This window comes from Paraburkholderia largidicola (assembly GCF_013426895.1).
Taxonomy (GTDB): domain Bacteria; phylum Pseudomonadota; class Gammaproteobacteria; order Burkholderiales; family Burkholderiaceae; genus Paraburkholderia; species Paraburkholderia largidicola.
Genome location: NZ_AP023174.1, coordinates 832238 through 856712 on the forward strand (window position 1 = coordinate 832238; position 24475 = coordinate 856712).

Sequence of the window (24475 nt, forward strand, 5' to 3'; positions counted from 1 at the left end):
TAACCAACATACAGAGAAGGAATTTTCAACATGGCCCGCATTACCGTCGAAGACTGTCTGAAACAGATCCCGAATCGCTTCGAACTGGCGCTTGCCGCGACCTATCGCGCTCGTCAGCTCGCTCAAGGCCACACGCCGAAAATCGAAAGCCGCGACAAGCCCACGGTGGTCGCGTTGCGTGAGATCGCGGCTGGCCAGGTTGGCGTCGAAATGCTGAAGAAGGTGCCCGTCTAAGGCACGCTTCAACGTTTGACGTCATGTAACTCAACCCAACGCGTGCAGACGGCACTATCGACACGGAGGCGACCATGAGCACCAACCCCTCGCCATCCGCTACGGAAGTGGACCACGCTGCCCACGAACACGATAGCGACTCGCCATCGTCTGCACGCAAGTACATCGACGCGGTCCTCGAACAATCGTTTCGCCATCTGTTCGGACCGACCGCCACGCCGGAGCAGCCGCGCCGGCATGATGTCGTCTCCATTGCCAAGCTGACCACTGCGCTTTCGGACTACCTGAGCCCGGAAGAGATCAAAGAGGTCAAGGCGGCCTTCCACTTCAGCGACGAAGCCCACCTCGGGCAATACCGTCAAAGCGGCGAACCCTACATCACGCATCCTGTTGCCGTCGCGGAAACGTGCGCGGCCTGGAAGCTCGACGCGCAGTCGATCATGGCGGCGCTGCTGCACGACGTGATGGAAGACCAGGGCGTGACCAAGACCGAACTCGCGGAGCGGTTCGGCCCGAAGGTGGCGGAACTGGTCGACGGGTTGTCGAAGCTGGACAAGATGGAGTTTCGCAGCCGCGAGGAAGCGCAGGCGGAGAACTTCCGCAAGATGCTGCTCGCGATGGCGCGCGACGTGCGCGTGATCCTCGTGAAGCTCGCGGACCGGCTGCACAACATGCGCACGCTCGGTGCCGTGCCGCCGGAAAAGCGCCGTCGCGTCGCACGCGAAACGCTGGATATTTATGCGCCGATCGCGCACCGGCTCGGCCTGAACAATACGTATCGCGAGTTGCAGGACCTGAGCTTCGCGAACTTCAATCCGCATCGTTACGCGACGCTCGAGAAAGCGGTGAAGGCCGCGCGCGGCAATCGTCGCGAGGTGGTCGGCAAGATTCTCGAGTCCGTGCAGCGGGCGATCTCGGACGCGAAGCTTGACGCCGAAGTGACGGGCCGCGAGAAAACCATCTTCAGCATCTACAAGAAGATGCGCGACAAGCAGTTGTCGTTCTCGCAGGTGCTCGACGTGTATGGCTTCCGCGTGGTCGTCGAGAATCCGCTCGAATGCTATACGTGCCTCGGGGCGCTGCATGCGCTCTACAAGCCGGTGCCGGGCAAGTTCAAGGACTACATCGCGATTCCGAAGGTCAACGGCTATCAGTCGCTGCACACCACGCTGGTCGGCCCGTTCGGCGCGCCCATCGAATTCCAGGTGCGCACGCGCAAGATGCACGAGATCGCGGAAGCGGGCGTCGCTGCGCACTGGCTGTACAAGAACGGTGGTGCGGACCTGAACGACGTGCAGAAGCGCGCGCATCAGTGGCTCAAGTCGTTGCTCGACATTCAGAGCGAAGTCGGCGATTCGAGCGAATTCCTCGAACACGTGAAGATCGACCTGTTCCCGGATGCCGTCTACGTGTTTACGCCGAAGTCGAAGATTATGGCGCTGCCGCGCGGCGCCACCGCGCTCGACTTCGCGTATTCGATCCACAGCGACCTGGGCAACCAGTGTGTCGCCGTGAAGATCAACAATGAACTGCTGCCGCTGCGCACGGAATTGAAGAGCGGCGATATCGTCGAAGTGATCACGGCGCCGTATTCGAAGCCGAACCCCGCGTGGCTCGGCTTCGTGCGCACCGGCAAGGCACGCACCGCGATCCGCCACTATCTGAAGACGATGCGCCTGAACGAGTCGGTGCAGCTCGGCGAACGTCTCGTCGATCAGTCGCTCAAGGGCTATGGGCTCGCGCTCTCGGATGTCACGCCGGAAGTGTGGGACAAGCTCGTGCTATGGACGGGCAACAAGAACCGCCAGGAAATCTTCGCGGATATCGGTCTGGGGCGACGCGTGGCTGCCGTGATGGCCAAGCGCATCGAAGTGCTGATGAACGGCCGCGAAGGCCATGAAGGCGACGACGATCATCCGCGCGAGCATGGCACGTCGACTGCGCCGCCCGTGGTCATCACGGGTACTGAAGGCATGTCGGTGCAGTTGTCGGCGTGCTGCCGCCCGATTCCCGGCGACGACATCATGGGCTATATCGGCATCGGCCTCGGCATGGCGATTCACACCACGGATTGCCGCGTCGCGCAGCGCATTCACCGGCGTGATCCGGGCCGCTGGATCGATGTCGCTTGGGCGCCGCAGCCGGGCCGCCTGTTCGATGTCGCGATCAAGGTGCTGGTCAAGAACACCAAGGGCGTGTTCGCGCGTGTCGCGGCGGATATCACGTCCGCCGACGCCAACATCGTCCACATTGCGATGGACGAAGACCAGTCGCAGGAATCGACGGTGCTGCGCTTCGTCATCCAGGTCAGCGACCGCGTGCATCTGGCCAACGTGATGCGCCGCGTGCGGACCAACCTCGACGTGATGCGCATCGCGCGCGAGCGGCCGAGCGAAGAAGGGCATCGTCATCACGACGGCGGCATGCGGATCGATCGCGAGCGCGCCGATTACTGAAATCGAAGTTGGGAGGCGGGCGCGTCGCTTGCACGGGGTTTTGCAGGATGACGCTCCGCCTTTGCCTGTCCACAGGAACAACGCGATGAACGTAGCTGATCTCTCCGATCTGGCGCTCGACTACTGGGTCGCGCGCAGCCTGCACGACTTCGTGCGCGAAATCTACTTTACTGACAGCGGACGCGTGGTCTCGGTACGCGGCAACGATCGCGGCCGTCCGTGGGATGGGCGCTTCACGCCGTCGACATCATGGGAGGCTGCAGCCGTCGTGCTCGAGCGCGCGCAGCGGCTCGAAGTGCGGGAACGCACGCGCGACGGCGCAGCACATTGCGTCGCGGACTTCGAGGGCGGGCATCGGACGGTGTCCGCGCATGGCGAATCGCTGCGTATTGCGCTTCTGAGGGCGTTCGTAAGCAGCCAGTTCGGCGATACCGTCGACGACGTGCTGCGGCAGCCTCAGTCGCTCTTCGGCACACGGGCGACACCGATCGGCGAGCAGACGGCGCCGCTGGGCGTCGAGAACGAACTGCCGAAACCGGACGGCGAGATCGGCGATATCAAGTCGGCGCCGCGCTGAATCGACTGGCTGTTCGTGGTTGGCAGGGAAGCCGCCGAGCATGCGAGAGAAAAGCGGGAAGGGAAAAGACAAAGGGCCTTCCGATTGGAAGGCCCTTCATGGGTGGCGCGGCTGGCAGGATTCGAACCCACGACCCCTTGGTTCGTAGCCAAGTACTCTATCCAACTGAGCTACAGCCGCACGCTAAACTTGAACCGCTCGGGCGACGCACATACCGCTTTGCGTACACCTCGGTGAAACGAAAGGGCCTTCCCGGAGGAAGGCCCTCGTAAAAAAGTGGCGCGGCTGGCAGGATTCGAACCCACGACCCCTTGGTTCGTAGCCAAGTACTCTATCCAACTGAGCTACAGCCGCACGCAGAAATGGGATTATAGCAAGGTCTCGGAAAAAGGGAAGGGGCGCCCGGGAAATTTGTGACAGTAGCCGTATCATGTAGGCTGGAGATCCGGATGTCCGCTTCAATGCTGAACCACCATGAATAAAGCCTTTGTCAAAGAATCAACTGACGAGAACGACGACGATCTCGAAGCCGCGCAACCCGACATGCCCGCGGGCGCGAAGAACTACATCACGCCCGCCGGCTATCGGCGGTTGCGCGACGAGTTGCTGCACCTGATCGACGAGGCGCGGCCGGAAGTGGTGAAACTGGTGTCGTGGGCGGCGTCGAACGGCGACCGCTCGGAAAACGGCGATTACATCTACGGCAAGCGGAGGCTGCGCGAAATCGACCGGCGTATCCGCTTTCTCACCAAGCGCATCGATCTCGCCGAAGTCGTGAACAGCAGCCGCCAGGAGAACACGGACCAGGTGTTTTTCGGCGCGACCGTCGAATACGCGACGGAAGACGGCGAGACGCATACCGTGAGGATCGTGGGCATCGACGAGGTGAATCTGGACGAGGGGCATGTCAGCTGGATTTCGCCCATCGCGCGTGCGCTGCTGAAAGCAAAGGTCGGCGATCAGGTGACGTTGCATACGCCTGCCGGGCCGCAGCCGATCGACGTGCTGGACGTGGCCTATCCGACGCGTGAGGAAGAGGAGGCTTAGGCCGGCGCCCGTCTGGGCGCTCGTCAGCGCGCGCGGCAGGCGCGACGTTCCAGAGAACGCCTCAGCCGAGACGAAAAAAAGGCGCCGCAAGCGGCGCCTTTTTCATGCTGCGAGTACTGCTGATGCTTAGAAGCGGTGACGCAGACCAGCCGTCACAGCAACTTGCTTCTCGTTCGCCGAAGCGTTCAGGCCATTGATGTTGGCGTTGACGATCGAGTTGTCGCTGACTTGCTGGTATTCGCCCTGCAGGTAGACGTCCGTACGCTTCGACAGCGCGTAAGCCGTTTGCAGGTTGAACTGGTTCCAGTGCGGGTGCTCGCCACCCAGGCTTGCCTTCGTGTACGTGTACGAACCAGCGATGCTGATTGCCGGCGTCAGAGCGTAGCGTGCGTTCGCTTCGTAGTTCTGGAAGTGACCGCTGTCGCCGCCGAAACGGTTTTGCAGGCCCTGGTTGCCCGATGCGCCCTGGTTGATGCCAGCCATCTTCGACAGGTTCGTCTGCGAGTACACGAGGCCGACCGTTGCCGGGCCGAACGTGTAGTTGCCGCCTGCGCCCCACGTCTGCTGGCGGCCTGCGAAGAACGTGTTGTCGCCGTTGATTGCACCGCCGCTGTTGAACGCAGCAGCTGCACCCGTCGCGCCGTTGCTGTTCAGTTGCAGGTAAGCAGCAGCGAGGTTGAAGCCTGCGAAGCTGTACGACGCGCCGGCGCTGTACGCACGGTTGTTCGAGAAGCCGTCAGCCTGGTTCGAGAAGCCGTACAACGCGCCGAACTTGAAGCCCGCGTAGTTCGCGCTCTGGTACTTGACCGAGTTGTTGACGCGGAACGAGTTGTTCAGGTTGTCGTTGTCGAACGGGTGGGCGAACTGCGTGCCGCCGTATTGCGTGCCCGTCAGCGACAGCGGACCGACGTAGTCGACCATGCTGTCATATTGACGGCCGAGGGTCACCGCGCCGAACTGGTCGCTTGCCAGACCAACGAATGCCTGACGGCCGAACAGACGGCTTTGCTGCTTGAGCGTGCCGTCATTGATGCCGAAGCCGTTTTCCAACGTGAAGATAGCCTTCAGGCCGCCGCCGAGGTCTTCAGCGCCACGCAGGCCGAAACGGCTGCCGTTCACCGAGCCGCTCGTCATCTGGACGTTGCTGTGACCTTGGCCGGGAGCCGTTGCCTGGTTGTTCGTGTAGGTGATGCCGGCGTCGATCAGGCCGTACAGCGTGACGCTGCTTTGAGCGTGCGCAGCGGTTGCGAAAACGCCCGAAAGGGCCGCGACCATGAGAGTCTTTTTCATCTTTGTAACTCCGAGAACAGGATGGGTTTTGGAAACCCAGGCTTGAAGGAAACTTCACGCGAGTGCTGCGAGAGGCAAAGTCGCGTGAACAACGCACGGTGACCGACGTGCGTTCGTTTCCGGGTAGGCAAAGTGTAGAGACGTGACCCGCCCGATGGCCGTTCCGAAATCAGCAATAAAGTATTACGGGATAGGAAATTATCGAGATGGAGCCTGAAAGCCTTATTGATAAAGGCTTTGCGGCCGATTGGTGCGTGCCAGCACCAGGTGTCAACCTTTGCGCGTTGTTCAATTACGACATGAAATGACGTGCGAAAACAACGCAAAAATAGCTGAATAGCGATTGTTGTCAGCTCTGCAATAGTTGATTGCGAGAGTCGACGCTAATCAAATTGACAACCGAAGCTATACTGAAATCTCTGCTTTTCGAAGCAGACTTTTTCGTTGACGAAAAAGATCTCCAAACCTTTGTCGGCGCGACTTCACAAGAGTCGCGCTTTTTTTTGCCCTTTTTGCTCCTGTTACCGCGCTAACTCATTGATGCTTTCCATCCGGGCCGACGGGGGCGAATTCGAGTCCCGGCGTCAGGGTCCAATCTTCGATCACGTAATGACGTGCGTCCATTGGGGAAGACAGCAGGTTCTGCCAGTGATCGCCGTGCCACATCGGGTCGAACTCCAGCAGGGACGGGCGTTGCGAGGTGGTTTCAGAGAGCGGTTCGCCCTTCGTGGAGTCGAACAGTTGTGCGGCGATGCGGCGAACGGTATCGAACAGCATGGCATTTCTCCGATTGCAAACTGCTGACTCAAATCTTCCGTTTGACAGTTCACCTTAACAAGTCGTGAAAACACTTACGAATGACACGTTTTGTTACACTGCGGTAAAGTTTTCTTCATCTTTTCGTCAGAGATACCGGTTCGGCAATTCAGACCGGTTCCAGTTATGAATCAGCTGAATAATTGCTGACTTTATGTTCGCTTTAACAGCGCATTTGACGTGCATCGCGCTTTCGATTTGAAACCGCTTGACGCCCATATCCGCTTCCCCTTATAAATGCTTTGCTGGATTTTCGATGGCGAAACCTGATTGTGCGTCGCGCATATATTTTCGGTTTGCGGAGTCGTGAATCGTAATCGGCATTAATGGCATTGCCTGTCTTATCAAATTGAGGAAAAGTGGAACATGGAAACTGGTATCGTCAAATGGTTCAACGATGCTAAGGGCTTCGGCTTCATCACGTCCGACGCGGGCGGCGAGGACCTCTTCGCGCACTTCTCGGAAATCCGCGCGGACGGCTTCAAGTCGCTGAAGGAGAACCAGCGCGTGTCGTTCGAAGTGAAGGCTGGGCCCAAGGGCAAGCAGGCTGCGAACATCCAGCCGCTGTAATACACGGCTGAGCCGCTGGCTCTTAGGATAAACCCTCGTTCGCGAGGGTTTTTTATTGCCTGCAATCCGGAGTTAATCCACGCAGTTAGAAAACGTCCGACAGTTTTCGAATGCACATCAATATGTCATATTCGTGTAATCCCTGATTGATGATTTATTTATGGTCAATCATTCGAATAAACATATTCCCGTCGACCTCGTCGACAATGGTGCGTCGTTTGCCGCTGCTCGCGATTGCCCGCGCAGCGCCCGCCGCCGATAGGGCATACTTGTGCAAAGTTATGTATTGCACAGTTTTCTCTCATGTCCGAACTGCTTCTGTCTGAACCGGCCCTCGATGTGCCGATCGTGTTTGTCGACCTGGAAACGACGGGTGGTTCCGTCGGCCAACACCGGATCACGGAAATCGGTGTCGTCGAGCTGGGGCCGGATGGCGCGTCCACATGGACCACGCTCGTCGACCCTGGTCAGCCCATTCCGCCTTTCATCCAGCAGTTGACGGGCATCACCGACGCCATGGTGCGTGGCGCGCCGACCTTCGAGTCGATCGCCGCCGATCTTTTTGCGCGGCTCGACGGCAAGCTGTTCATTGCGCATAACGCGAACTTCGACCGCGGATTTTTGCGCAGCGAGTTCCAGCGCGTGGGCTTCGCGTTCAATCCCGATATGTTGTGCACCGTGCGCCTGTCGCGCGCGCTGTTTCCCGCAGAAAAGCGCCACGGCCTCGACGCGCTGGTGGAACGGCATGCGCTGGTTCCGTCGGACCGGCACCGCGCGCTCGCCGACGCCGATCTGCTCTGGCAGTTCTGGCAGCGGCTGCACGGTCTCGTCCCTGTCGAGGTTCTGCGTGCGCAAATCGACAAGACCATGCGCCGGTTCCGGCTCGCGGGCGATATCACGGAAGATCTGCTCGATACCGCGCCCGCCGGCTGCGGCGTCTACGCGTTCTATGGCGAGAACGACGCGCCGTTGTACGTCGGCAGAAGCGTGCGTGTGCGCCAGCGTCTGCGCACGCATCTGACGGGAGAGCGCCGTTCGTCGAAAGAGTTGAAGCTGGCGCAGCAGGTACGCCGCGTCGAGTGGCGCGGCACGGGCGGGGAGATCGGCGCGCTACTTGCCGAAGCGCAGATGATCGCGGCACTCCGCCCGCCGCATAACCGCGTGCCTCGGATGAGCCGCGCCGATCCCGTCGACGCGCCCTGGCCTTACGACGGCGCGATCGCGTTCGAGGAACGTGACACTGTTGAGGGCTCGCGCGCTTTCCACGTCGTGGATCGATGGCACTATCTTGGACACGCACCTTCGCTGGCCGAGGCCGCGACCCTGCTCGCGGCAAGCGTGCCCGGCGCGTTCGAGTTGTCGACGTGGCGCGTTTTGCAGTCGCATCTCGCGCGCGGCCTGAGTGTGCTGCCGCTCAGCCGCCAGCCCACGGAGCCCGCTGCAAGCGCCATCCCCGCAGCGGCTCCCGTCGACGCAGCCTAACCCGTCGCTCCGACGCCGCCCGATTCGCACACGTGCCCAAGCGCGTGTGTCAGCGCTGCGTTGCGGGTGTTGTCGTAGCGGGTGAGCGACTTCCAGTTGTCGATGCCTCGCGCGACGCGCGTCGGGCAATCGTCCTGCGCACGCAGCGTCTGGACGCGCGCGAGCGCGCTGATCAGCGACTGCGTCAGCTTGTCCAGCTGCGGCCTGAGACTCGTCGCGAGGTCCGGCGCCGGGCCTTCGGGCGGGCGGCCTGCCCGCCACGTGTCGAAGAGTGCGTTCTGCACTTCCTTGCTCGCATCGATCTGATCCTGGAAGAACTCGTGCGCGAACGCCGGGTCCACACCCGCGCGCGCTGCACGCTTTTCGACGTCGGCGAGCAAGGCCTGCTCACGCGGGGTATCGGTGATCGGCTGTTGATGCGCCCACTTGTAGCGCGCGACAGGCTCGGCAAGCGACAGGCGCTGCGACACGAGTGCAATCAGATTCGTCAGCGCGGTGTCGTCGCCGTCGGCGCGGGCGGACACCGGCGTGAAGGCGAGGGCGGAAGCGAACAGGATCGCGCCAAGCGCGCCGATGAGATGCGGACGGGTCATTGAGCTTGATGCAGCACGTGGCCGCATAAGAGATAAAGGAAAAGACAGAAGAATAGACGAAGCGCGGGAAGATGCGCCACGCATGCGCAACCAGCGCAGACATAGCGAAGAAGCGAAGACGAAGAGAAGCGAGCGTTCAGGCGCGAGCACCCGCGACACAATGACGCGTCGTTAAGTGGCGCTCAGCAGAACGAAATCAGCGTCGAGCCAGGCCGGAACATCGGCGCGCGCCGACACCGCGCCTCAATCAATGAGCCGCGTAGTTGGGCATCGGCACGATGCGCATGCATCCGCTGCGCAATTTTCGATGCTGCAGTGCGCAAGTCGACAGTTACTTCGGCTCGCACATCTTGCGTTGTTCGTCAAAGAACGCGCGAACATGCTCGGGCAGTTCGGCGACCAGAAACTCAACGCCTGCAGGTTCCGGATCCGGGCTGAACACCTTGTCGGGGGTCGGAATCTTTGGCGGTCTGCTATCCATGATGGTTCTCCTTTACGAATTCATTATGTCCCTCAGCGCGCGTGGCACACCAGTGCTGCCGCATGCAGCCGATGTTTTGGCGCGTTCTTTGTTGCTTTAACGGCACACGCTCCCAGGGATTGAAGCGCCTTGTTTAAAATTTCACGATTGTCTGTATTGCAGTACGTCTAAAGACTGTCCCGCGGCTGCTTGCTATACTGCGCGCTCACTTTTTCAAGTAGCGATGACACGTTCGACACGCTGGATCAGTCTCGTATGGCTGGCGCTGGTACTCAATGTACTGTCGCCTGTCATCGGCTATGCGCGTGCTCCGGGCGCTCAAGGCCCGCTGTCCGTCGAGCTCTGTCACGCAGGCAGTGCGCAGAACGTCGTCATCGACCTCGATGGTTCGCACGACGACACGTCGAAGACGCACCTCGTCGTTCCCCACTGTGTCTACTGCCCGGGCTTTGCCGCCAACTTCGCGCTTGGCGGCAGCGTTCCGTTCGTTGCGCCTTCTGTCCGCACGCTTGCTTACGCGCAAGCCATCGAGCCGGAGGCCGTCTTTGTGCGCCGCAGCGTACGCGTCGCACAGCCTCGCGCACCACCTGTCCCGTCGATCTGAAGCCAGCTGTCTCAGCCAGTCCGCTTGCCCGCGTCTGACGTCGTCATGACGTAGCGGGCGGCGGGCCGCCATGCGCGCCTCGTTGTCCCGAGTGCTCTGTTCGCCCGCGTTCTTCTCGCGGCGCAGTGCTTCGACATCCGGCTCGGCATGGCGCCTTCGATCACGTCCACAGGATTCATATGCGCATCGTTTCCGCTGCGCTGTCCGCACGCACGCCCCTTTCGTTTGCGTGCGCGGCAGTGTTCGCCGTCCAACCCGCATGGGCCGACGATAGTACGACCGATCGTGCCGTCATCGACCGCTCCGCGTCCGATACTTCGGTCTCCCATCCTTCTGTAACGAACAACTCCGCGAATTCGTTGACGGAACCCGGCACGACATTGCAGGCCGTCAGCGTGACAGCCGCGCGCGCCGCGCCGGCATTCGCTCCCGATACGCCCGGCGTCGTCGAGACCGTCACGCGCGAGCAGATCGACGCACGCAACATCGTCAACACGGAAGACGCGCTCAAGTACGCGCCGAACGTGATGGTGCGCAAGCGCTTCACGGGCGACCGCAACTCGGTGTTCGCCGGCCGTGACTTCAACGAACTGCAGAGCGCGCGCGGCCTCGTCTATGCCGACGGGCTGCTGCTGTCGAACCTGCTGGGCTCGAGCTACGCGTATCCGCCGCGCTGGTCGCTGATCGCGCCCGACGACATCGCGCAGGTCGAAGTGCTGTATGGCCCGTTCTCGGCGCTGTATCCGGGCAACTCGATCGGCTCGACCGTGCAGATCACGACGCGCAAGCCGGAGAAGCTCGAAGCGTCGCTGGATACGCAGCTTTTCAACCAGCATTACGACGACGCCTACGGTTTCTCGAAGAACTTCGGCGGCAATCACGAGACGGCGCATATCGCCGACCGCGTCGGCCGCTTCTGGTATTCGCTGACGCTCGACCGTCTCGAGAACAACAGTCAGCCGATGCAGTACGCGAGTCCCGGCAGCACGTACAACGCCAGGCTCGGCGCGCCCGTCGCGGTGACGGGCGCGGCCTCGGACATCGGTCCGAACGGCCAGCCGCGCGTCATCGTGGGCGCGCAGACGATGGAGCGCACCGAGCAGATCAACGAGAGCGTGCGCATGGGCTACGCGCTCACCGATCACGTCGATGCGACGCTCACGCTCGGCCACTGGGAAAACCACTATAAGGATCGTTCGGATACGTTCCTGACGGACGCCGCGGGCAATCCCGTCTATGCGGGCAATGTGGCGATCGGTGGGAAGAACTACACGATCTCGCCGACGGCGTTCTCGCCCGCCAACGGCGATCAGGAGAACTGGCTCTACGCGTTCGGCCTGAACGGACGGCTCGATCCGGGCTGGAAGCTGTCGGGCATCGTGTCCGCGTACGACGTATCGCGCGACACGCTGCGTTCGTCGACGACCGCGCCGCCCGCCGCATACGGCGGTGGCCCGGGCACGATCTTCTATGGCGACGGCACGGGCTGGCGCACCTTCGACCTGAAAGCGGAATCGCCGTCGTACGCGGGCCATGCGCTGACGGTCGGCTATCACTTCGACAACTACTTCCTGCGCAACGAGACGTACAACACGCCCGACTGGCTGAACGGCTCGCCGTCGACGCTCGCCAGCACCTATCGCGGCGACACGCGCACGCAAGGGCTGTACGGCCAGGACGCGTGGCGTTTCGCGCCCGGCTGGCTCGCGACGCTCGGTCTGCGCTACGAGCGCTGGGATGCGTACGACGGCGCGCTCGGCAACGGTTCGTCGACCCTTGGCTACGCGGATCGCAGCGCGAACGCGCTGTCGCCGAAAGCGTCGGTGCAGTGGCAGGCGACGCAAGACTGGCTGTTCCGTCTGTCGTTCGCGACGGGCACGCGCTTTCCGAGCGTCGCCGAACTGTTCCAGGGGACGATCTCGAACAACGCGATCGTCAACAACAATCCGGGGCTGAAACCGGAAAAGGCGATCGACTGGGACTTCACGGCGGAACGCGACGTCGGCGTAGGCGTGGTGCGAGCGAGCGTGTTCCAGAGCGACCTGCGCGACTCGATCTACAGCCAGACGACTGTCAGCGGTTCGACGACCGTCACGAACATCTCGAACGTCGACCGGGTGCGTGTGCGCGGGGTCGAACTCGCTTTCTCCGGACAAAACGTGCTACTGAGCGGGCTCGACCTCGACGCGAATGTGACGGCGACCCACTCGAAGATTCTCGCCGACGCGGCGAATCCGTCGTATGTCGGCAAGCGCTTTCCGCGCATTCCCGTGGTGCGGGCCAACCTGCTCGCGAACTATCACTTCACCCAGCAGTGGCAGGGCAGCGTGGGACTGCGCTACTCGGGCCGCCAGTACAACACGCTCGACAACAGCGACATCAATCCCGACGTCTACGGCGGCACCAGTTCGTTCTTCGTGATCGACCTGAAGGCGCGCTATCAGGTCGGCAAGCACTGGCTCGCGTCGGTTGGCATCGACAACCTGACGGACCGCCGCTACTACGTCTTTCACCCGTATCCGGGCCGCACGTTCTACGGAGAACTCAAATGGATGCTTTAAGAAAATGGGCGGCCGTGTGGGCCGTCGGCTTCTCGTTGACGCAGCCGCTGATGGCGCATGACGCATCGGGCGATCCGCATGCCGCGCATGGCATGCAGATGGACATGGCGGGCATGAACGTGAGCGCCGCCGCGAAACCCGCGAAAACGCCGCTCGCGACAGGCGCCGCGTTCGATGCGAAACATCGGCTGTGGGTGGCGTGGGTCGAGGGTCAGCACGTCGTGGTCGCGCATTCGGACGATCGGGGCCGCACGATGTCGCCGCCCGTCACGGTCAATGCGATGCCGGAGCCGATCTACACGAGTGCCGAGAATCGCCCGAAGATCGCCGCGAGTCCCGACGCGAAGACGATCTACGTGACGTGGTCGATGCCGCTCGACGCGCCGTACACGGGCATGGTCCGCTTCTCGCGCTCGACGGACGGCGGCGCGACGTGGAGCGTGCCCGCCACCGTGCACGGCGACCGGCAGCCGATCACGCATCGCTTCGATTCGCTGATCGTCGACGGGCAAGGGCGCATCTTCGTCACGTGGATCGACAAGCGCGATCTGACGCTGGCGAAAAAGGCAGGCAAGCCGTACGACGGTGCGGCCGTCTACTTCGCGGTATCGACGGATGGCGGGCAGACGTTCCAGCCCGAGCGCAAGGTCGCCGACCATACGTGCGAGTGCTGCCGCATCGCGCTCGCGCTCGACAGCGAAGGCCGCGTGCAGGCCATGTGGCGCAACGTGTTCGAAGGCCAGATCCGCGACCACGCGCTCGCCGTGCTGCCCGTCGACGCGCAGCGGCCCGTCGTGCCGATCCGCGCGACGTTCTCCGGCTGGCATATGGAAGCGTGCCCCGAGCACGGCCCGGCACTCGCGATCACGCCGGACGGCGTGCGCCACATGGCGTGGTTCAGCGTCGTCAACGGACGCGCCGATGTCTACTATTCGCGCCTTTCCGCCGACGGGAAACCGATCGGCGAGCCGTGGGCGTTCGGCGACACCGGCAAGCCGGATGAGCAGGCGTCGCACGCTGCGATGATTTCCCGAGGCAAGACGTTGTGGCTCGCGTGGAAGGATTTCGACGGCGACACGATGCGCCTGATGCTGCGCCGCTCCGACGACGAAGGCGCGCACTGGAGCGCGCCGCGCACGCTCGCGCAGACGGCGGGCGGCAGCGACAACCCGCAACTGCTCGACGACGCCGGCCGCGTCTATCTGTCGTGGCGTACGCAGAACGACGGCTACATGCTCGTGCCCGTCGAGGAGGCACAGTAAATGAAGCGAATCTTCGTGGTGCTGGCGGCGTGGGTTACCGCCTTCAACGCATGGGCCGTCGATCTCAAGCCGCTGCGCGCGCCCGATGTCGAAGCGGTGCTCGCCGCTTCGCAAGGCAAGGCGCAGATCGTCGAAATCTGGTCTTTGGACTGCAGCTATTGCCGCGAGAACACGGCGCGCATCGTCGAATGGCAGAAGAAGCATCGCGACGTGCGCCTGACGATGATCGCGATGGATCCCATCGACGACAACGCGGCGGTGCTGTCGCAAGTGCTCGCGACGCTGCCGCTGCCGCCGCAAACCGCGCTCTATGCGAATGCCGAGGCGATTCCCGAGAAGCTGCGCCGTGCACTCGATCCCCACTGGCATGGCGAGATGCCGCGCACGCTGTTGATCGACGCGCATGGCGCGCGGCAGGCGTCGAGCGGGCTGCTACAGCCGGCTACGCTCGATGCGTGGCATCGCTAGCGCGCTATGTGAGTGGCGTCGTGCGGCGGCGCTTGCTCGCCGCCTTGTGCGTTTGTCCCGCGCGTTTTGCCAGCGCGGCGTCGACCGCGTCGCGCATGCATTGCGCGACGAGTTCCGATGCTTTCGTGCGCGACGCGCGCGCGGGCCGCGCAATCACGAGCGGCTGTCGAATCGTTTCTTCGCGAATGGGCCGCTCGATCGCGCCCGACGTTGCGGCCTGATCGCCCTGCGTAATCAGCAGCGACACGCCGAGCCCGTTCGCCACCATCCCGCGCACGAGCGCCAGCGACGTCGCCCGATAACGCACTTCGGGCGCGAGCCCGCATTGCCAGAACGGCGCCATCAGAAACTCGCGGCTGTGTGGCAGATCGATCAGGATCAGTGGCTCTTTTGCGAGGTCGTGCAGCGACAGCTTGCCTGCTTTCCTCGCGAGCTTCGATTCTGCTGGCACGAGCGCGTAGGGACGAAGTTCCGCGAGACATTCGCGTTCGATATCGGCGGGCAAGCCGACGTCGTACATCAGCGCAAGTTCGATACGGCTGCTGCGCAACGCATCTTCGAGCTGCATCAGGTCGCCTTCGATGAAGCGTATCGACAGACTCGGGAAACGGGCGCGCGCGATGCGCAGCAATTCGGGCAGATAAACCGGCGCGATCGTGCTGAATACGCCTAGCTGCACTTCGCCCGCTGCCGCGTCGCCGCTGTCGTCGGCCTCGAACGACGCGGCGGCGTTCAGCAGTTGATGCGCCTCCGCCAGCTTGCGCACGCCGAAGCGCGTCAATGTCATCTTTGCGCCTGATTCGCGGGTGAACAGTGTGTCGTCGAACAGCGCTTCGAGTTCACGGATCGCCACGGAAATGGACGGCTGCGATACGTTCAGCAGTTTTGCGGCCGCCGTGGTGCTGCCCGTCTCGGCCGCCGCAGTGAAATAACGCAGAAGCCGCAACGAGACACGCATCAGAAAATCCTATAGGTGCTAGTTTGATTCCATATTTTACTTGATAGGCTGGGCGGCCGAGAATCGTTGCATCTATGCTGAAAGGAGCGTTCGATGCAACGTCCGAATCTGCCGCTCGAAGGCCTGCGCGTGATCGACTTCTCACGCGTGCTGGCCGGCCCGTATTGCGCCGCGCTGCTCGGCGATCTGGGCGCCGATGTGATCAAGATCGAGCCGCCTTCGGGCGACGACTATCGCGGTGTCGGCCCATTTGCGGCGGACGGCGAGAGTGGTCTGTTCGGCGCGATGAACCGCAACAAGCGCAGCATCGTGCTCGATCTGAAAACGGAAGCGGGACGTGAACTGGCGCGCGCGTTGTGCGCGGATGCCGATGTCGTCGTCGAGAATTTCCGGCCGGGCGTCGCGGACCGGCTGGGCATCGGCTACTCGGATTTGAGCGCGGCCAACCCGGCGCTCGTGTATGCGAGCGTGTCGGGCTTCGGGCAGACGGGTCCCGAATCGCATCGCCCTGCCTACGACATCATTTTGCAGGCCATGTGCGGCCTGATGGACGCGACGGGTTCGCCCGATGGGCCACCGACGATGATCGGCGAGTCGGTGTCGGATGTCGTCAGCGGGCTGTTCGCGTCGTGGGGCGTGCTCGCGGCGTTGCTCGGCCGCGAGAAGAACGGCAAGGGTACGCATGTCGACGTGTCGATGTTCGATGCGACGCTCGGGCTGAGCGCGACGCTCGTCGCGCGCTACGCCGCGACGGGAATCGCGCCGCGCCGTGTGGGCAACCGGCATCCGTCGTCGGCGCCGTTTGGCGCGTATCGTGCCGCCGACGGCTTCTATGTCGTCGCAGTGCTCAACAACAAGCTCTTCGCGGCTTTCGCGCGTGCGATCGGCGCGCCTCATCTGGCCGACGATCCGCGCTTCGCCGGCGACGCATCGCGCTGCCTTCACGAAGCCGATCTGCGCGCGACGATCGAGGCGTGGTCGTCGGCGCTGACCATTGAAGAGGTCAATCGCATGTTAGGCGTAGCGGGCATTCCCGTCGCGCCGATTCGCAATCTTCAGGAGGCGCTCGAAAGCGATCACGCTGCGTATCGTGGGTTGCTTACCGAGGTGCGGCGAGACGACGGACATACAAAGCGTGTGCCGTCTCAGCCGGTGAAGTTTTCCGCGTACGGCGCCAATTGCGTATCGCCTGCGCCAGCGCTTGGCGAACACGCCGACGCGCTGTTGCAGCAACTCGGCTATGACGTGGACGACATCGCGTCGTTGCGCGAGCGCGGCGCGTTCGGCGTGCCTTCAACTCGCGAGGGTGAAGTCAGCAACGAGGAGCGAAATCATGCATAAGCGCCTTGGCGTCGAAGACAGTGACATAGAGATCGCCGATGCGATCTCGCGTTTCGCACAAAGCGAGCTCGCACCGCACGCCGCGCAAGTCGATCGCGACGAGCTTCCGACGACGCGCTATGTCGCGCAACTCGCCGAACTCGGCGTGATGGGCATGAATCTGCCGGAGCGGTGGGGCGGGGTGGAGGCGTCGCCGGTGGCGATCGTGCTGTCGCTGGTGGAGATCGCGAAGGCATGCGCGTCGACTTCATCGATGATCGGCGCGCACTACCTCGCGACCGATTCGATTCTGATCGGCGGCGACGATGCGTTACGCGATCGCTATCTGCCCGATGCAGCCAGCGGTAACAAGCTCGGCGCCTTCGCGCTGACCGAGCCGCGCGCGGGCTCCAATCCCGCCGACATGGCGACGCGAGCCACGCGCGAAGGTGACGGCTACCGGATCACGGGCGTCAAGCACTTCATCTCGAACGCCGATGCGGCCGGGTTCATCGTCGTGTATGCGAAGACCGATCCGGAAGCGGGCACGCGCGGAATCAGCGCTTTCGTGGTCGACCGGCATATGCCGGGCGTCGATGTCGCGCCGGCTGAAAAGCTGATGGGCATTCGCGGCGCGCCGGCGCACGAAGTGGCGTTCGACTGCTTCGTCCCCGCTGTGAACCGGCTCGGCGCGGAAGGCAGCGGCTTTCGCACGGCGATGAAAGTGCTCGACAACAGCCGGCTCGATGTGGCCGCAACGGCCATCGGGATTGCGGAAGTGGCGTTGTCGTCGGCGATCGGCTGGCTGAAAGAGCGGCGGGTTGGCGGCGAGCCGCTGTCGAACCGGCAAGGTCTGCAATGGACGATCGCCGACATGAAGACGCGGCTCGAAGCTGCATGGCTGCTGACTTTGCAGGCAGCCGCGAAGCGGGCGGCTGGAGAGCCGTTCACGCTGGATGCGTCGATGGCGAAGCTCCATGCATCGGAGATGGTTGCATTCGTCACCGATGCAGCATTGCAGATGCACGGCGGCTACGGCTTCACGCGTGAGATGCCACTGGAGCGGTATGTCCGCGATGCGCGGATCTTGCGTATTTACGAAGGGTCGTCGGAGATTCAGCGAACGGTGATCGCGCGGTCGGTGTTGGGATGAACCCTTCTTCGATTACGCAGGACACAGGTGAGCGGTAGAGAAAAGCAAAAAGCCCAGTCGCGAGGACTGGGCTTTTTTGAATCTGCTGGTGCCGGAAAGAGGAATCGAACCCCCGACCTTCGCATTACGAATGCGCTGCTCTACCGTCTGAGCTATTCCGGCGCCTTTGTTGCTTTCGTTTAGTTCGTCAGCAACGAAGAAGCAAGATTATAGAGTGCTCTGTATCGGCACGCAAGTGCTTTTCTCAACTTTTCTTTTCGAGATGGTAGCGGGTCACGCGATCGACCTCATTCTTCGAACCGAGGAACACCGCGACGCGCTCATGCAGGCTCTTCGGCTGAATGTCGAGAATGCGCTTCTCGCCATTAGTCGCCGCGCCGCCAGCCTGCTCGACGATGAACGCCATCGGGTTCGCTTCGTACATCAGGCGCAGCTTGCCGGGCTTCGACGGATCGCGCTTGTCGGCGGGATACATGAAGATGCCGCCACGGTTCAGGATACGGTGGACGTCGGCGACCATCGATGCGATCCAGCGCATGTTGAAGTCCGACTGACGCGGACCGTCCTTGCCTGCGTTCAGTTCGCCGATGTACTGCTGCACGGGCTCGAGCCAGTGGCGCTGGTTCGACGCGTTGATTGCGTATTCGCGCGTCTCGACGGGAATGCGCATATCGCTTTGCGTGAGCACCCACGAGCCCAGTTCGCGGTCGAGCGTGAAGCAGTTGACGCCGTTGCCCGTGGTCAGCACCAGCACGGTCTGCGGGCCGTACACTGCGTAGCCCGCTGCGACCTGCTGCGTGCCTTTTTGCAGGAACGACTGTTCAGTCGGTTGCTGGCCGTCGGGGCAGCGCAGCACCGAGAAGATCGTGCCGATCGACACGTTGACGTCGATGTTCGACGAGCCGTCGAGCGGATCGAACACAAGCAGGTATTCGCCCTTCGGATAGTTCGCGGGAATCGGGAAGAACTGTTCCATCTCTTCCGATGCCATGCCAGCCAGGTTGCCGCCCCATTCGTTGGCTTCGAGCAGGATTTCGTTCGACAGGATGTCGAGTTTCTTCTGCACTTCGCCCTGCACGTTTTCGCTGCCGGCCGTGCCCAGCGCATCGCCGAGCGCGCCCTTGCTGACGTGATAGCTGATGGCCTTGCACGCGCGCGCAACGACTTCGATCAGCAGGCGCAGATCGGCAGGCAGATTGTTGTTCTCGCGCTGCTGCTCGATCAGGTACTTCGTAAGGGTGGTACGACGTTGCAAAGACATTGCAGTACTCCGGAGAGGCTTGGGAATTCCCTGATTTTAACCTTTCGATGTGCGGGTTCCGTGACTTTAAAAAATCGATGCCCGCAGGTCGTGCATGACTGGCCGAATAAATGCGTCAACGCGAGGCTGCGACCCTGCGCGTCGCGGCCGCTGCGTCGTCTGCAGCTTTCAGCTGCTCGCGCGACAACTGCGGATGCTTCGGCCGGCGCGACGGCGGCAGCGGCTCGATCTCGCGCTTGATCTGCTCGCCCGATTCCGCAATGGCGACACGCAGGTCGTAGGCGATCTGAAGATTGAGCCAGAAGAGCGGACTATTGTTGAAAAAGCACGACAGACGCAAGGCGGTTTCCGACGAAATGGCCCGTTTGCCGCGCACGATGTCATTGATGCGCGGCGCGGGCACGCGCAGCGCGATGGACAGCGCGTGGGCCGACATGCCGAGCGGTTCGAGAAACTCCGTGCGCAGGATATCGCCGGGCGTTTCTTCGGGCATGCGCTCGCCGGTCGAAACGTCGGAGAAGTCGAGGTTGTCGAGTGCAGAGCGTTTGATAACCATGATGCTTTCCCGTGATTCAGTGATAGTCGACGATCTCGACATTGAGCGCGTCGCCGTCGATGTACTGGAAACAGATGCGCCACTGCGCGTCGATACGGATGCTCCATTGCCCGCTGCGCGCGCCTTGCAGCAATTCGAGCCGGTTGCCGGGCGGCACGAACATGTCCTCGACGCACTCTGCGGCATCGATCAACAGGTGCTTGCGGCGCGCAACGAACTGCACTTCGCGCGGCAGCGACCGCACGAACACGCCGTTGAAAACGGCTGCGGTTTCTTTGTCATGAAAAGTAGAGATCACGGGAAGTGTATAACGTGTCATGTTAAACGTAAACCATCAGATGAACACGTTCAGTGTGCCCGCGGCGCCGACGCGCAACCAGTCGGCGGGGTGGCATAGGCAAAATCGCACGCAACGAAACAGACGAAAAAAAGCCGGCACATGTGCCGGCTTTTTGCATACCGCAGAACCGTTGAGAATCAGGCCAAGGCCTTCTCGACGATTTCGCGCACGTCGCGCGATTTCGCCTGCGCGGCGACTTTTTCCAGCGCCGCGCGCATCTGGTCGCGCAGCGCCGGCGTGAAGCGCCGCCACAGTTCCAGCGCGCGGGCGAGGCGTGCCGCGACCTGCGGATTCAGCGCGTCGAGCGCGATCACCTGTTCGGCCCAGAACGCATAGCCCGAGCCGTCTGCCGCGTGGAACTGCGCCGGGTTAGCCGAGCAGAAGCTGAAGATCAGCGAGCGGGCGCGGTTCGGGTTCTTCAGCGTGAACGCGGGATGCGCCATCAGCTTGCGCACGATCTCGATCACGGGCCGCGCTTTCGTGCCGCGTTGCATTGCCTGCAGCGCGAACCATTTGTCGATCACGAGCGGCTCGTTCTCGAAACGTCGATAGAAGTCGCCGAGCGCATCGGCGGCCTCTGCGCCGCCCTTCGATGCCGCTGCCGTCAGCAACGCGGACAGCGCGGCCGCGCGATCCGTCATGTTGTTTGCCGCGTCGTACTGCGCTTTTGCGAGGCGCACGGCGTCGGCGGGGTCGTCGAGTTCGGCGAGATAGGCGAGCGCCAGATTCTTCAGCGCGCGATGCCCGCCTGCTTCGGGCGTCGGTTCGTAGGCGCCCGGCGTCTGATGCCGTTCGTAGACCGCGAGCCAGTCGCCCTTGAGCGCCGACGCGAGACGCTTGCGCACGAACTGCCGCGCGCTGTGCACGGCGGCGGGATTCGACTCGTCCATCTGTTCGGCAAGGTACGCTTCCGACGGCAGCATCAGCGCGAGTTCGCGGAACGCGGGCGACAGCGTCTCGTCGTTCAGCACGCGGCCAAACGCGGCGACGACGGTATCGTCCAGTTCCAGCGCGTTGCCCGTTGCCGCGTGCTCGGCGAGCGTCAGCAGCTCGCGCGTCGCGAGACGCTGGCCGGCTTCCCAGCGGTTGAACGGATCGCTGTCGTGTGCGAGCAGGAACGCGAGTTCGTCCGCCGTGTAGTCGTACTCGACGACGACAGGCGCCGAGAAATTGCGCAGCAGCGACGGCAGGGGTTTTTCGGCGACATCGACGAACGTGAAGCTCTGTTCTTTCCCTGTGAATTCGAGCACGCGCGTGGTCTGCGGCGACGCCGACGCCTCGCCTTCGAGGCGCAGCGGCATGTCGTTGCCGTCCTCGCCGATCAGGCCGATCGCGAACGGAATCAGCAGCGGACCCTTCTGCGTTTCGCGCGCCGCCGACGCGGCATCGCCGTAGCCCTGCGTGAGCGTCAACGTATAGCGTTTTTGCGACGCGTCATAGTGCGTATCGACGGTGATGCGCGGCGTGCCCGCCTGGCTATACCAACGCTCGTACTGGGCGAGGTCGCGGCCATTCGCGTCGGCCATCGCGTGACGGAAGTCGTCGCACGTCACGGCCTGGCCGTCGTGGCGCTTGAAGTACAGGTCCATGCCGCGCCGGAAGCCTTCGCGTCCGAACAACGTCTGATACATCCGCACGACTTCCGAACCCTTCTCATAGACGGTCATCGTGTAGAAGTTGTTGATCTCGACGTAGCTTTCCGGACGCACCGGGTGCGCCATCGGACCGGCATCTTCGGCGAACTGCATCTGACGCAGCACACGCACGTCTTCGATACGCTTGGTCGCACGCGCCGCCTGATTCTCGACCGTGCTGCCGCCGCTCGCCATATCCGCGGAAAACTCCTGATCGCGGAACACCGTCAGCCCTTCTTTCAGACTCAACTGGAACCAGTCGCGGCAGGTGACGCGGTTGCCCGTCCAGTTATGGAAGTATTCGTGGCCGACCACGGCTTCGATGTTCGAGAAGTCGGTGTCCGTCGCGGTTTCGGGATTGGCCAGCACGTACTTCGTGTTGAAGATATTGAGGCCCTTGTTTTCCATCGCGCCCATGTTGAAGTCGCTCACGGCGACGATCATGAAGCGGTCCAGGTCGAGCTCCAGGCCAAAACGCTCTTCGTCCCAGCGGATCGAGTGGATCAGCGAATCCATTGCGTGACGGGTCTTGTCGAGATCGTGCGGCTCGACCCAGACTTGCAGCAGCTTTTCCTTGCCCGAGCCCGACTTCACGCGCTCTTCCAGCGCGACCAGCTTGCCCGCGACGAGCGCGAACAGATAGCTCGGTTTCCTGAACGGATCTTCCCAGCGCGCGAAGTGGCGGCCGTCGGGCAGGTCGCCCTGTTCGAGCAGGTTGCCGTTCGACAGCAGCACCGGGTAGGCGGCCTTGTCGGCGCGCAGCGTGACCGTGTAGGTGGCCATCACGTCCGGACGGTCGAGGAACCACGTGATGCGCCGGAAACCTTCGGCCTCGCATTGCGTGAAGAAGTTGCCGCTCGACACATACAGCCCCGACAGCGTCGTGTTCGCCGCGGCATTGCAGATGCCCGTCAGCGTCAGTTCGAACGAATCGGGCACGTTGTCGACCGTGAGGCCGTGCTCGTGCGCGTGGACATTGGCATACGGTTTGCCGTCGATCGATGCCTCGACGAACTGCAGTGCCTCGCCCATCAGTTCGAGATGCGTGGCGCGCACTGCGTCAGGATTACGGCGGATGCGCATCGTATTCCTGACGACCGTACGCTCGGGCACGAGATCGAACTCGAGCGCGACGGTATCGATGAGAAAAGCGGGCGGCGCGTAGTCGGCGCGGCGGATCACTTGAGGCGTTTCGGTATCGGCCATGGTGTCGTGTCGGGAATAAGCTCGAAGCCGGCGCGTTATATACATACTGACAGACGTGCGCCGGGTGATCGGACCATTGTACAAAGCCTCGGCCGATCGTGCGGATAGAACTTTTTACCGTCTTGTCCGGTCAGCGTATTATCGGGCCGCTCGCGCGGCAGGCGCGAGCGACGATACCAACGAGGACGACCATGAAGCTCGACCGATTGACCCGCCGCGCCGCACTCGTGCTTGCGGCGTTCGCCACGATGCTGGCTGGCTGCACGACCTATGTGACGTCGCAGGTGACGGCCTTTTCCGACTGGAGCGGCAGCGACGCGACGCGCACTTACGCGTTCTCGCGTGCGCCTGAGCAGAAGAACAGTCTCGAGCAGGCCACCTACGAACAGATCGTCGCAAACGAACTCGCAACGCATGCGTTCCGGCAGACCGACGAGCGCGATGCGCACTATCTGGTCGGGCTCGCGTATGGCATGCGCTCGGATACGGTGACGGTCGCGCAACCCGTCTATTACTACAGCGCATGGCCCGGTCCGTATTACTGGGGCCGTCCGTTCGACCCGTGGGGGCCTTGGGGTCCGTGGGGTCCGTATTCGGGCGGCTACGTGAACCAGAGTTATCCCGTGTACACGCATCTGCTCGGCATCCGCATTACGGATCGCGCGACGGGCAAGGAAGTCTATAACGTGACGGCGCGCAACACGGACGAGCAATCTTCGCTGATCGCCGCGATGCCGTATCTGGCGCGCAGCGCGATGTCCGATTTCCCGATGGGCAACGGTGTGGTGCGCACTGTCAAGCTGCCCGTCGACGGGACGGGCGGGGTCGCGAACGAAGTGGCGGCGGGCAATGCTGCGCCGCCTGTGCCGACCTCGGCTGCCAAGACGGTTCAATAGGCGCGCATCGGGAAACGGTTCATTACGCGTGTCCCACGAAAAACGGCCGCATCGCGTGAGCGATGCGGCCGTTGCTTTTTGCCGTTAGCGATTGCCGGATGACCCGGCAGACCATCAGACGCCGATGCCCATCAGCGCCATCGCGCCGAGAACGACGAACATGACGGCGGCGATGCCGTGTACGAGTTTGGTCGGCAGCTTGTGCGCGAAGCGGTCGCCGAGCAGGATCGCCGGCACGTTCGCGAGCATCATGCCAAGCGTCGTGCCCGCGACGACACCGAAGAAATCGTGGAAGCGCGCGGCGAGTGCGACGGTCGCGATCTGCGTCTTGTCGCCCATTTCGGCGAGAAAGAACGTGACCACGGTTGCGCCGAACACGCCGAAGTGCGTGCGATTGGTGTTCGCTTCGGCATCGTCGAGCTTGTCGGGCACGAGAATCCACAAGCCCATGCCAATGAACGATGCCGCCAGCGCCCAACGCATCACGGTCGGCGTGACGAGCGAGCCGAGCCACGCGCCGAGTGCGCCGGCGCCCGCATGATTGATCAGCGTGGCGACGAGCACGCCGAGAATGATGGGCAGCGGCTTGCGGTAGCGGGCGGCGAGGACGAGCGACAGCAGTTGGGTCTTGTCGCCGATTTCAGCAAGCGCGACGGCGCCCGTCGAGATCAGAAAGGCTTGTTCCACGTTTTGATAGATTCCCCGGGCCG

At 62.6% G+C, this 24475-nt stretch carries 23 protein-coding genes and 3 tRNA genes; 13 read left to right on the forward strand and 13 right to left on the reverse strand.

Annotated features, from left to right (window positions below; genetic code table 11):
- The first annotated feature begins 30 nt into the window (after positions 1-30).
- From rpoZ to PPGU16_RS03720, 3 genes are all read left to right on the forward strand, one after another.
- A complete protein-coding gene (gene rpoZ / locus PPGU16_RS03710; RefSeq protein ID WP_006025620.1) occupies positions 31-234 on the forward strand; it encodes a DNA-directed RNA polymerase subunit omega in 204 nt (67 codons plus the stop codon).
- Positions 235-308: 74 nt separating this feature from the next.
- Positions 309-2690 carry a RelA/SpoT family protein gene (locus PPGU16_RS03715; protein WP_180721759.1) on the forward strand — a complete coding sequence of 794 codons (2382 nt, stop codon included), beginning with the start codon at positions 309-311 and terminating at the stop codon, positions 2688-2690.
- 85 nt (positions 2691-2775) lie between these two features.
- Complete coding sequence (locus PPGU16_RS03720) at positions 2776-3267, forward strand: phage protein NinX family protein (RefSeq protein WP_180721760.1); 492 nt, start codon at positions 2776-2778, stop codon at positions 3265-3267.
- Between the two features lie 103 nt (positions 3268-3370).
- On the opposite strand, the gene PPGU16_RS03725 is transcribed toward PPGU16_RS03720, so the two are convergent.
- Positions 3371-3447 (reverse strand) — tRNA-Arg (locus PPGU16_RS03725).
- A gap of 97 nt (positions 3448-3544) precedes the next feature.
- Positions 3545-3621 (reverse strand) — tRNA-Arg (locus tag PPGU16_RS03730).
- 120 nt (positions 3622-3741) lie between these two features.
- On the opposite strand from PPGU16_RS03730, the gene greB reads away from it, so the two are divergent.
- Positions 3742-4314 (forward strand): transcription elongation factor GreB, encoded by a 573-nt coding sequence (gene greB / locus PPGU16_RS03735; protein ID WP_079484472.1) that lies wholly within the window; start codon positions 3742-3744, stop codon positions 4312-4314.
- Positions 4315-4440: 126 nt separating this feature from the next.
- Here the strand turns inward: greB and PPGU16_RS03740 are convergent, their stop codons facing one another.
- Complete coding sequence (locus tag PPGU16_RS03740) at positions 4441-5604, reverse strand: porin (protein ID WP_180721761.1); 1164 nt, start codon at positions 5602-5604, stop codon at positions 4441-4443.
- A gap of 534 nt (positions 5605-6138) precedes the next feature.
- Entirely contained in the window at positions 6139-6381 is a 243-nt protein-coding gene (locus PPGU16_RS03745) for a hypothetical protein (protein ID WP_180721762.1), read from the reverse strand.
- Positions 6382-6786: 405 nt separating this feature from the next.
- On the opposite strand from PPGU16_RS03745, the gene PPGU16_RS03750 reads away from it, so the two are divergent.
- Positions 6787-6990, forward strand: coding sequence for a cold-shock protein (locus PPGU16_RS03750; RefSeq protein WP_007578158.1), 204 nt, complete (start codon positions 6787-6789; stop codon positions 6988-6990).
- A 303-nt stretch (positions 6991-7293) separates the two neighbouring features.
- Positions 7294-8472 carry an exonuclease domain-containing protein gene (locus PPGU16_RS03755; RefSeq protein WP_180721763.1) on the forward strand — a complete coding sequence of 393 codons (1179 nt, stop codon included), beginning with the start codon at positions 7294-7296 and terminating at the stop codon, positions 8470-8472.
- On the opposite strand, the gene PPGU16_RS03760 is transcribed toward PPGU16_RS03755, so the two are convergent.
- Positions 8469-9065, reverse strand: a complete 597-nt coding sequence (locus tag PPGU16_RS03760; RefSeq protein WP_180721764.1) for a chorismate mutase — start codon at positions 9063-9065, stop codon at positions 8469-8471. The genes PPGU16_RS03755 and PPGU16_RS03760 overlap by 4 nt on opposite strands.
- Before the next feature lie 331 nt (positions 9066-9396).
- Positions 9397-9546: a hypothetical protein gene (locus tag PPGU16_RS03765; RefSeq protein ID WP_180721765.1), complete on the reverse strand. Its 150-nt coding sequence runs from the start codon at positions 9544-9546 to the stop codon at positions 9397-9399.
- Between the two features lie 223 nt (positions 9547-9769).
- On the opposite strand from PPGU16_RS03765, the gene PPGU16_RS03770 reads away from it, so the two are divergent.
- The 4 genes from PPGU16_RS03770 (at position 9770) to PPGU16_RS03785 (ending at position 14441) form a co-directional block, all read left to right on the forward strand.
- Positions 9770-10150 carry a DUF2946 domain-containing protein gene (locus PPGU16_RS03770; RefSeq protein WP_180721766.1) on the forward strand — a complete coding sequence of 127 codons (381 nt, stop codon included), beginning with the start codon at positions 9770-9772 and terminating at the stop codon, positions 10148-10150.
- 179 nt (positions 10151-10329) lie between these two features.
- The gene (locus tag PPGU16_RS03775; RefSeq protein WP_180721767.1) at positions 10330-12711 is read left to right on the forward strand and encodes a TonB-dependent receptor; all 2382 of its coding nucleotides are present in this window, start codon (positions 10330-10332) and stop codon (positions 12709-12711) included.
- A gap of 50 nt (positions 12712-12761) precedes the next feature.
- Positions 12762-13973, forward strand: a complete 1212-nt coding sequence (locus PPGU16_RS03780; RefSeq protein WP_434064413.1) for a sialidase family protein — start codon at positions 12762-12764, stop codon at positions 13971-13973.
- A complete protein-coding gene (locus tag PPGU16_RS03785; protein WP_180721769.1) occupies positions 13974-14441 on the forward strand; it encodes a thioredoxin domain-containing protein in 468 nt (155 codons plus the stop codon).
- 4 nt (positions 14442-14445) lie between these two features.
- Here PPGU16_RS03785 and PPGU16_RS03790 read toward each other — a convergent pair whose 3' ends face one another.
- Positions 14446-15399, reverse strand: a complete 954-nt coding sequence (locus PPGU16_RS03790; RefSeq protein WP_180721770.1) for a LysR family transcriptional regulator — start codon at positions 15397-15399, stop codon at positions 14446-14448.
- A 93-nt stretch (positions 15400-15492) separates the two neighbouring features.
- Between PPGU16_RS03790 and PPGU16_RS03795 the strand changes: the two genes are divergently transcribed.
- Complete coding sequence (locus PPGU16_RS03795; protein ID WP_180721771.1) at positions 15493-16740, forward strand: CaiB/BaiF CoA transferase family protein; 1248 nt, start codon at positions 15493-15495, stop codon at positions 16738-16740.
- Positions 16733-17872 carry an acyl-CoA dehydrogenase family protein gene (locus tag PPGU16_RS03800; protein ID WP_180721772.1) on the forward strand — a complete coding sequence of 380 codons (1140 nt, stop codon included), beginning with the start codon at positions 16733-16735 and terminating at the stop codon, positions 17870-17872. Before PPGU16_RS03795 ends, PPGU16_RS03800 begins: the two co-directional genes overlap by 8 nt.
- Positions 17873-17958: 86 nt before the next feature.
- Here PPGU16_RS03800 and PPGU16_RS03805 read toward each other — a convergent pair.
- The 5 genes from PPGU16_RS03805 to pepN all read right to left on the reverse strand — a co-directional run bounded on the left by PPGU16_RS03805 (position 17959) and on the right by pepN (position 22869).
- Positions 17959-18034 (reverse strand) — tRNA-Thr (locus tag PPGU16_RS03805).
- An 82-nt stretch (positions 18035-18116) separates the two neighbouring features.
- Positions 18117-19133, reverse strand: coding sequence for a class 1 fructose-bisphosphatase (locus PPGU16_RS03810; protein WP_035989922.1), 1017 nt, complete (start codon positions 19131-19133; stop codon positions 18117-18119).
- A 115-nt stretch (positions 19134-19248) separates the two neighbouring features.
- The gene (locus PPGU16_RS03815; RefSeq protein WP_180721773.1) at positions 19249-19689 is read right to left on the reverse strand and encodes a HigA family addiction module antitoxin; all 441 of its coding nucleotides are present in this window, start codon (positions 19687-19689) and stop codon (positions 19249-19251) included.
- Between the two features lie 16 nt (positions 19690-19705).
- Positions 19706-20008: a type II toxin-antitoxin system RelE/ParE family toxin gene (locus PPGU16_RS03820; RefSeq protein WP_180721774.1), complete on the reverse strand. Its 303-nt coding sequence runs from the start codon at positions 20006-20008 to the stop codon at positions 19706-19708.
- Between the two features lie 158 nt (positions 20009-20166).
- On the reverse strand, positions 20167-22869 hold the full coding sequence (pepN, locus tag PPGU16_RS03825; RefSeq protein ID WP_180721775.1) for an aminopeptidase N: 2703 nt from the start codon (positions 22867-22869) through the stop codon (positions 20167-20169).
- 191 nt (positions 22870-23060) lie between these two features.
- On the opposite strand from pepN, the gene PPGU16_RS03830 reads away from it, so the two are divergent.
- Positions 23061-23765: a DUF4136 domain-containing protein gene (locus PPGU16_RS03830; protein ID WP_180721776.1), complete on the forward strand. Its 705-nt coding sequence runs from the start codon at positions 23061-23063 to the stop codon at positions 23763-23765.
- A gap of 114 nt (positions 23766-23879) precedes the next feature.
- Here PPGU16_RS03830 and PPGU16_RS03835 read toward each other — a convergent pair whose 3' ends face one another.
- Complete coding sequence (locus PPGU16_RS03835; protein WP_042313223.1) at positions 23880-24452, reverse strand: TMEM165/GDT1 family protein; 573 nt, start codon at positions 24450-24452, stop codon at positions 23880-23882.
- Positions 24453-24475: the final 23 nt, after the last annotated feature.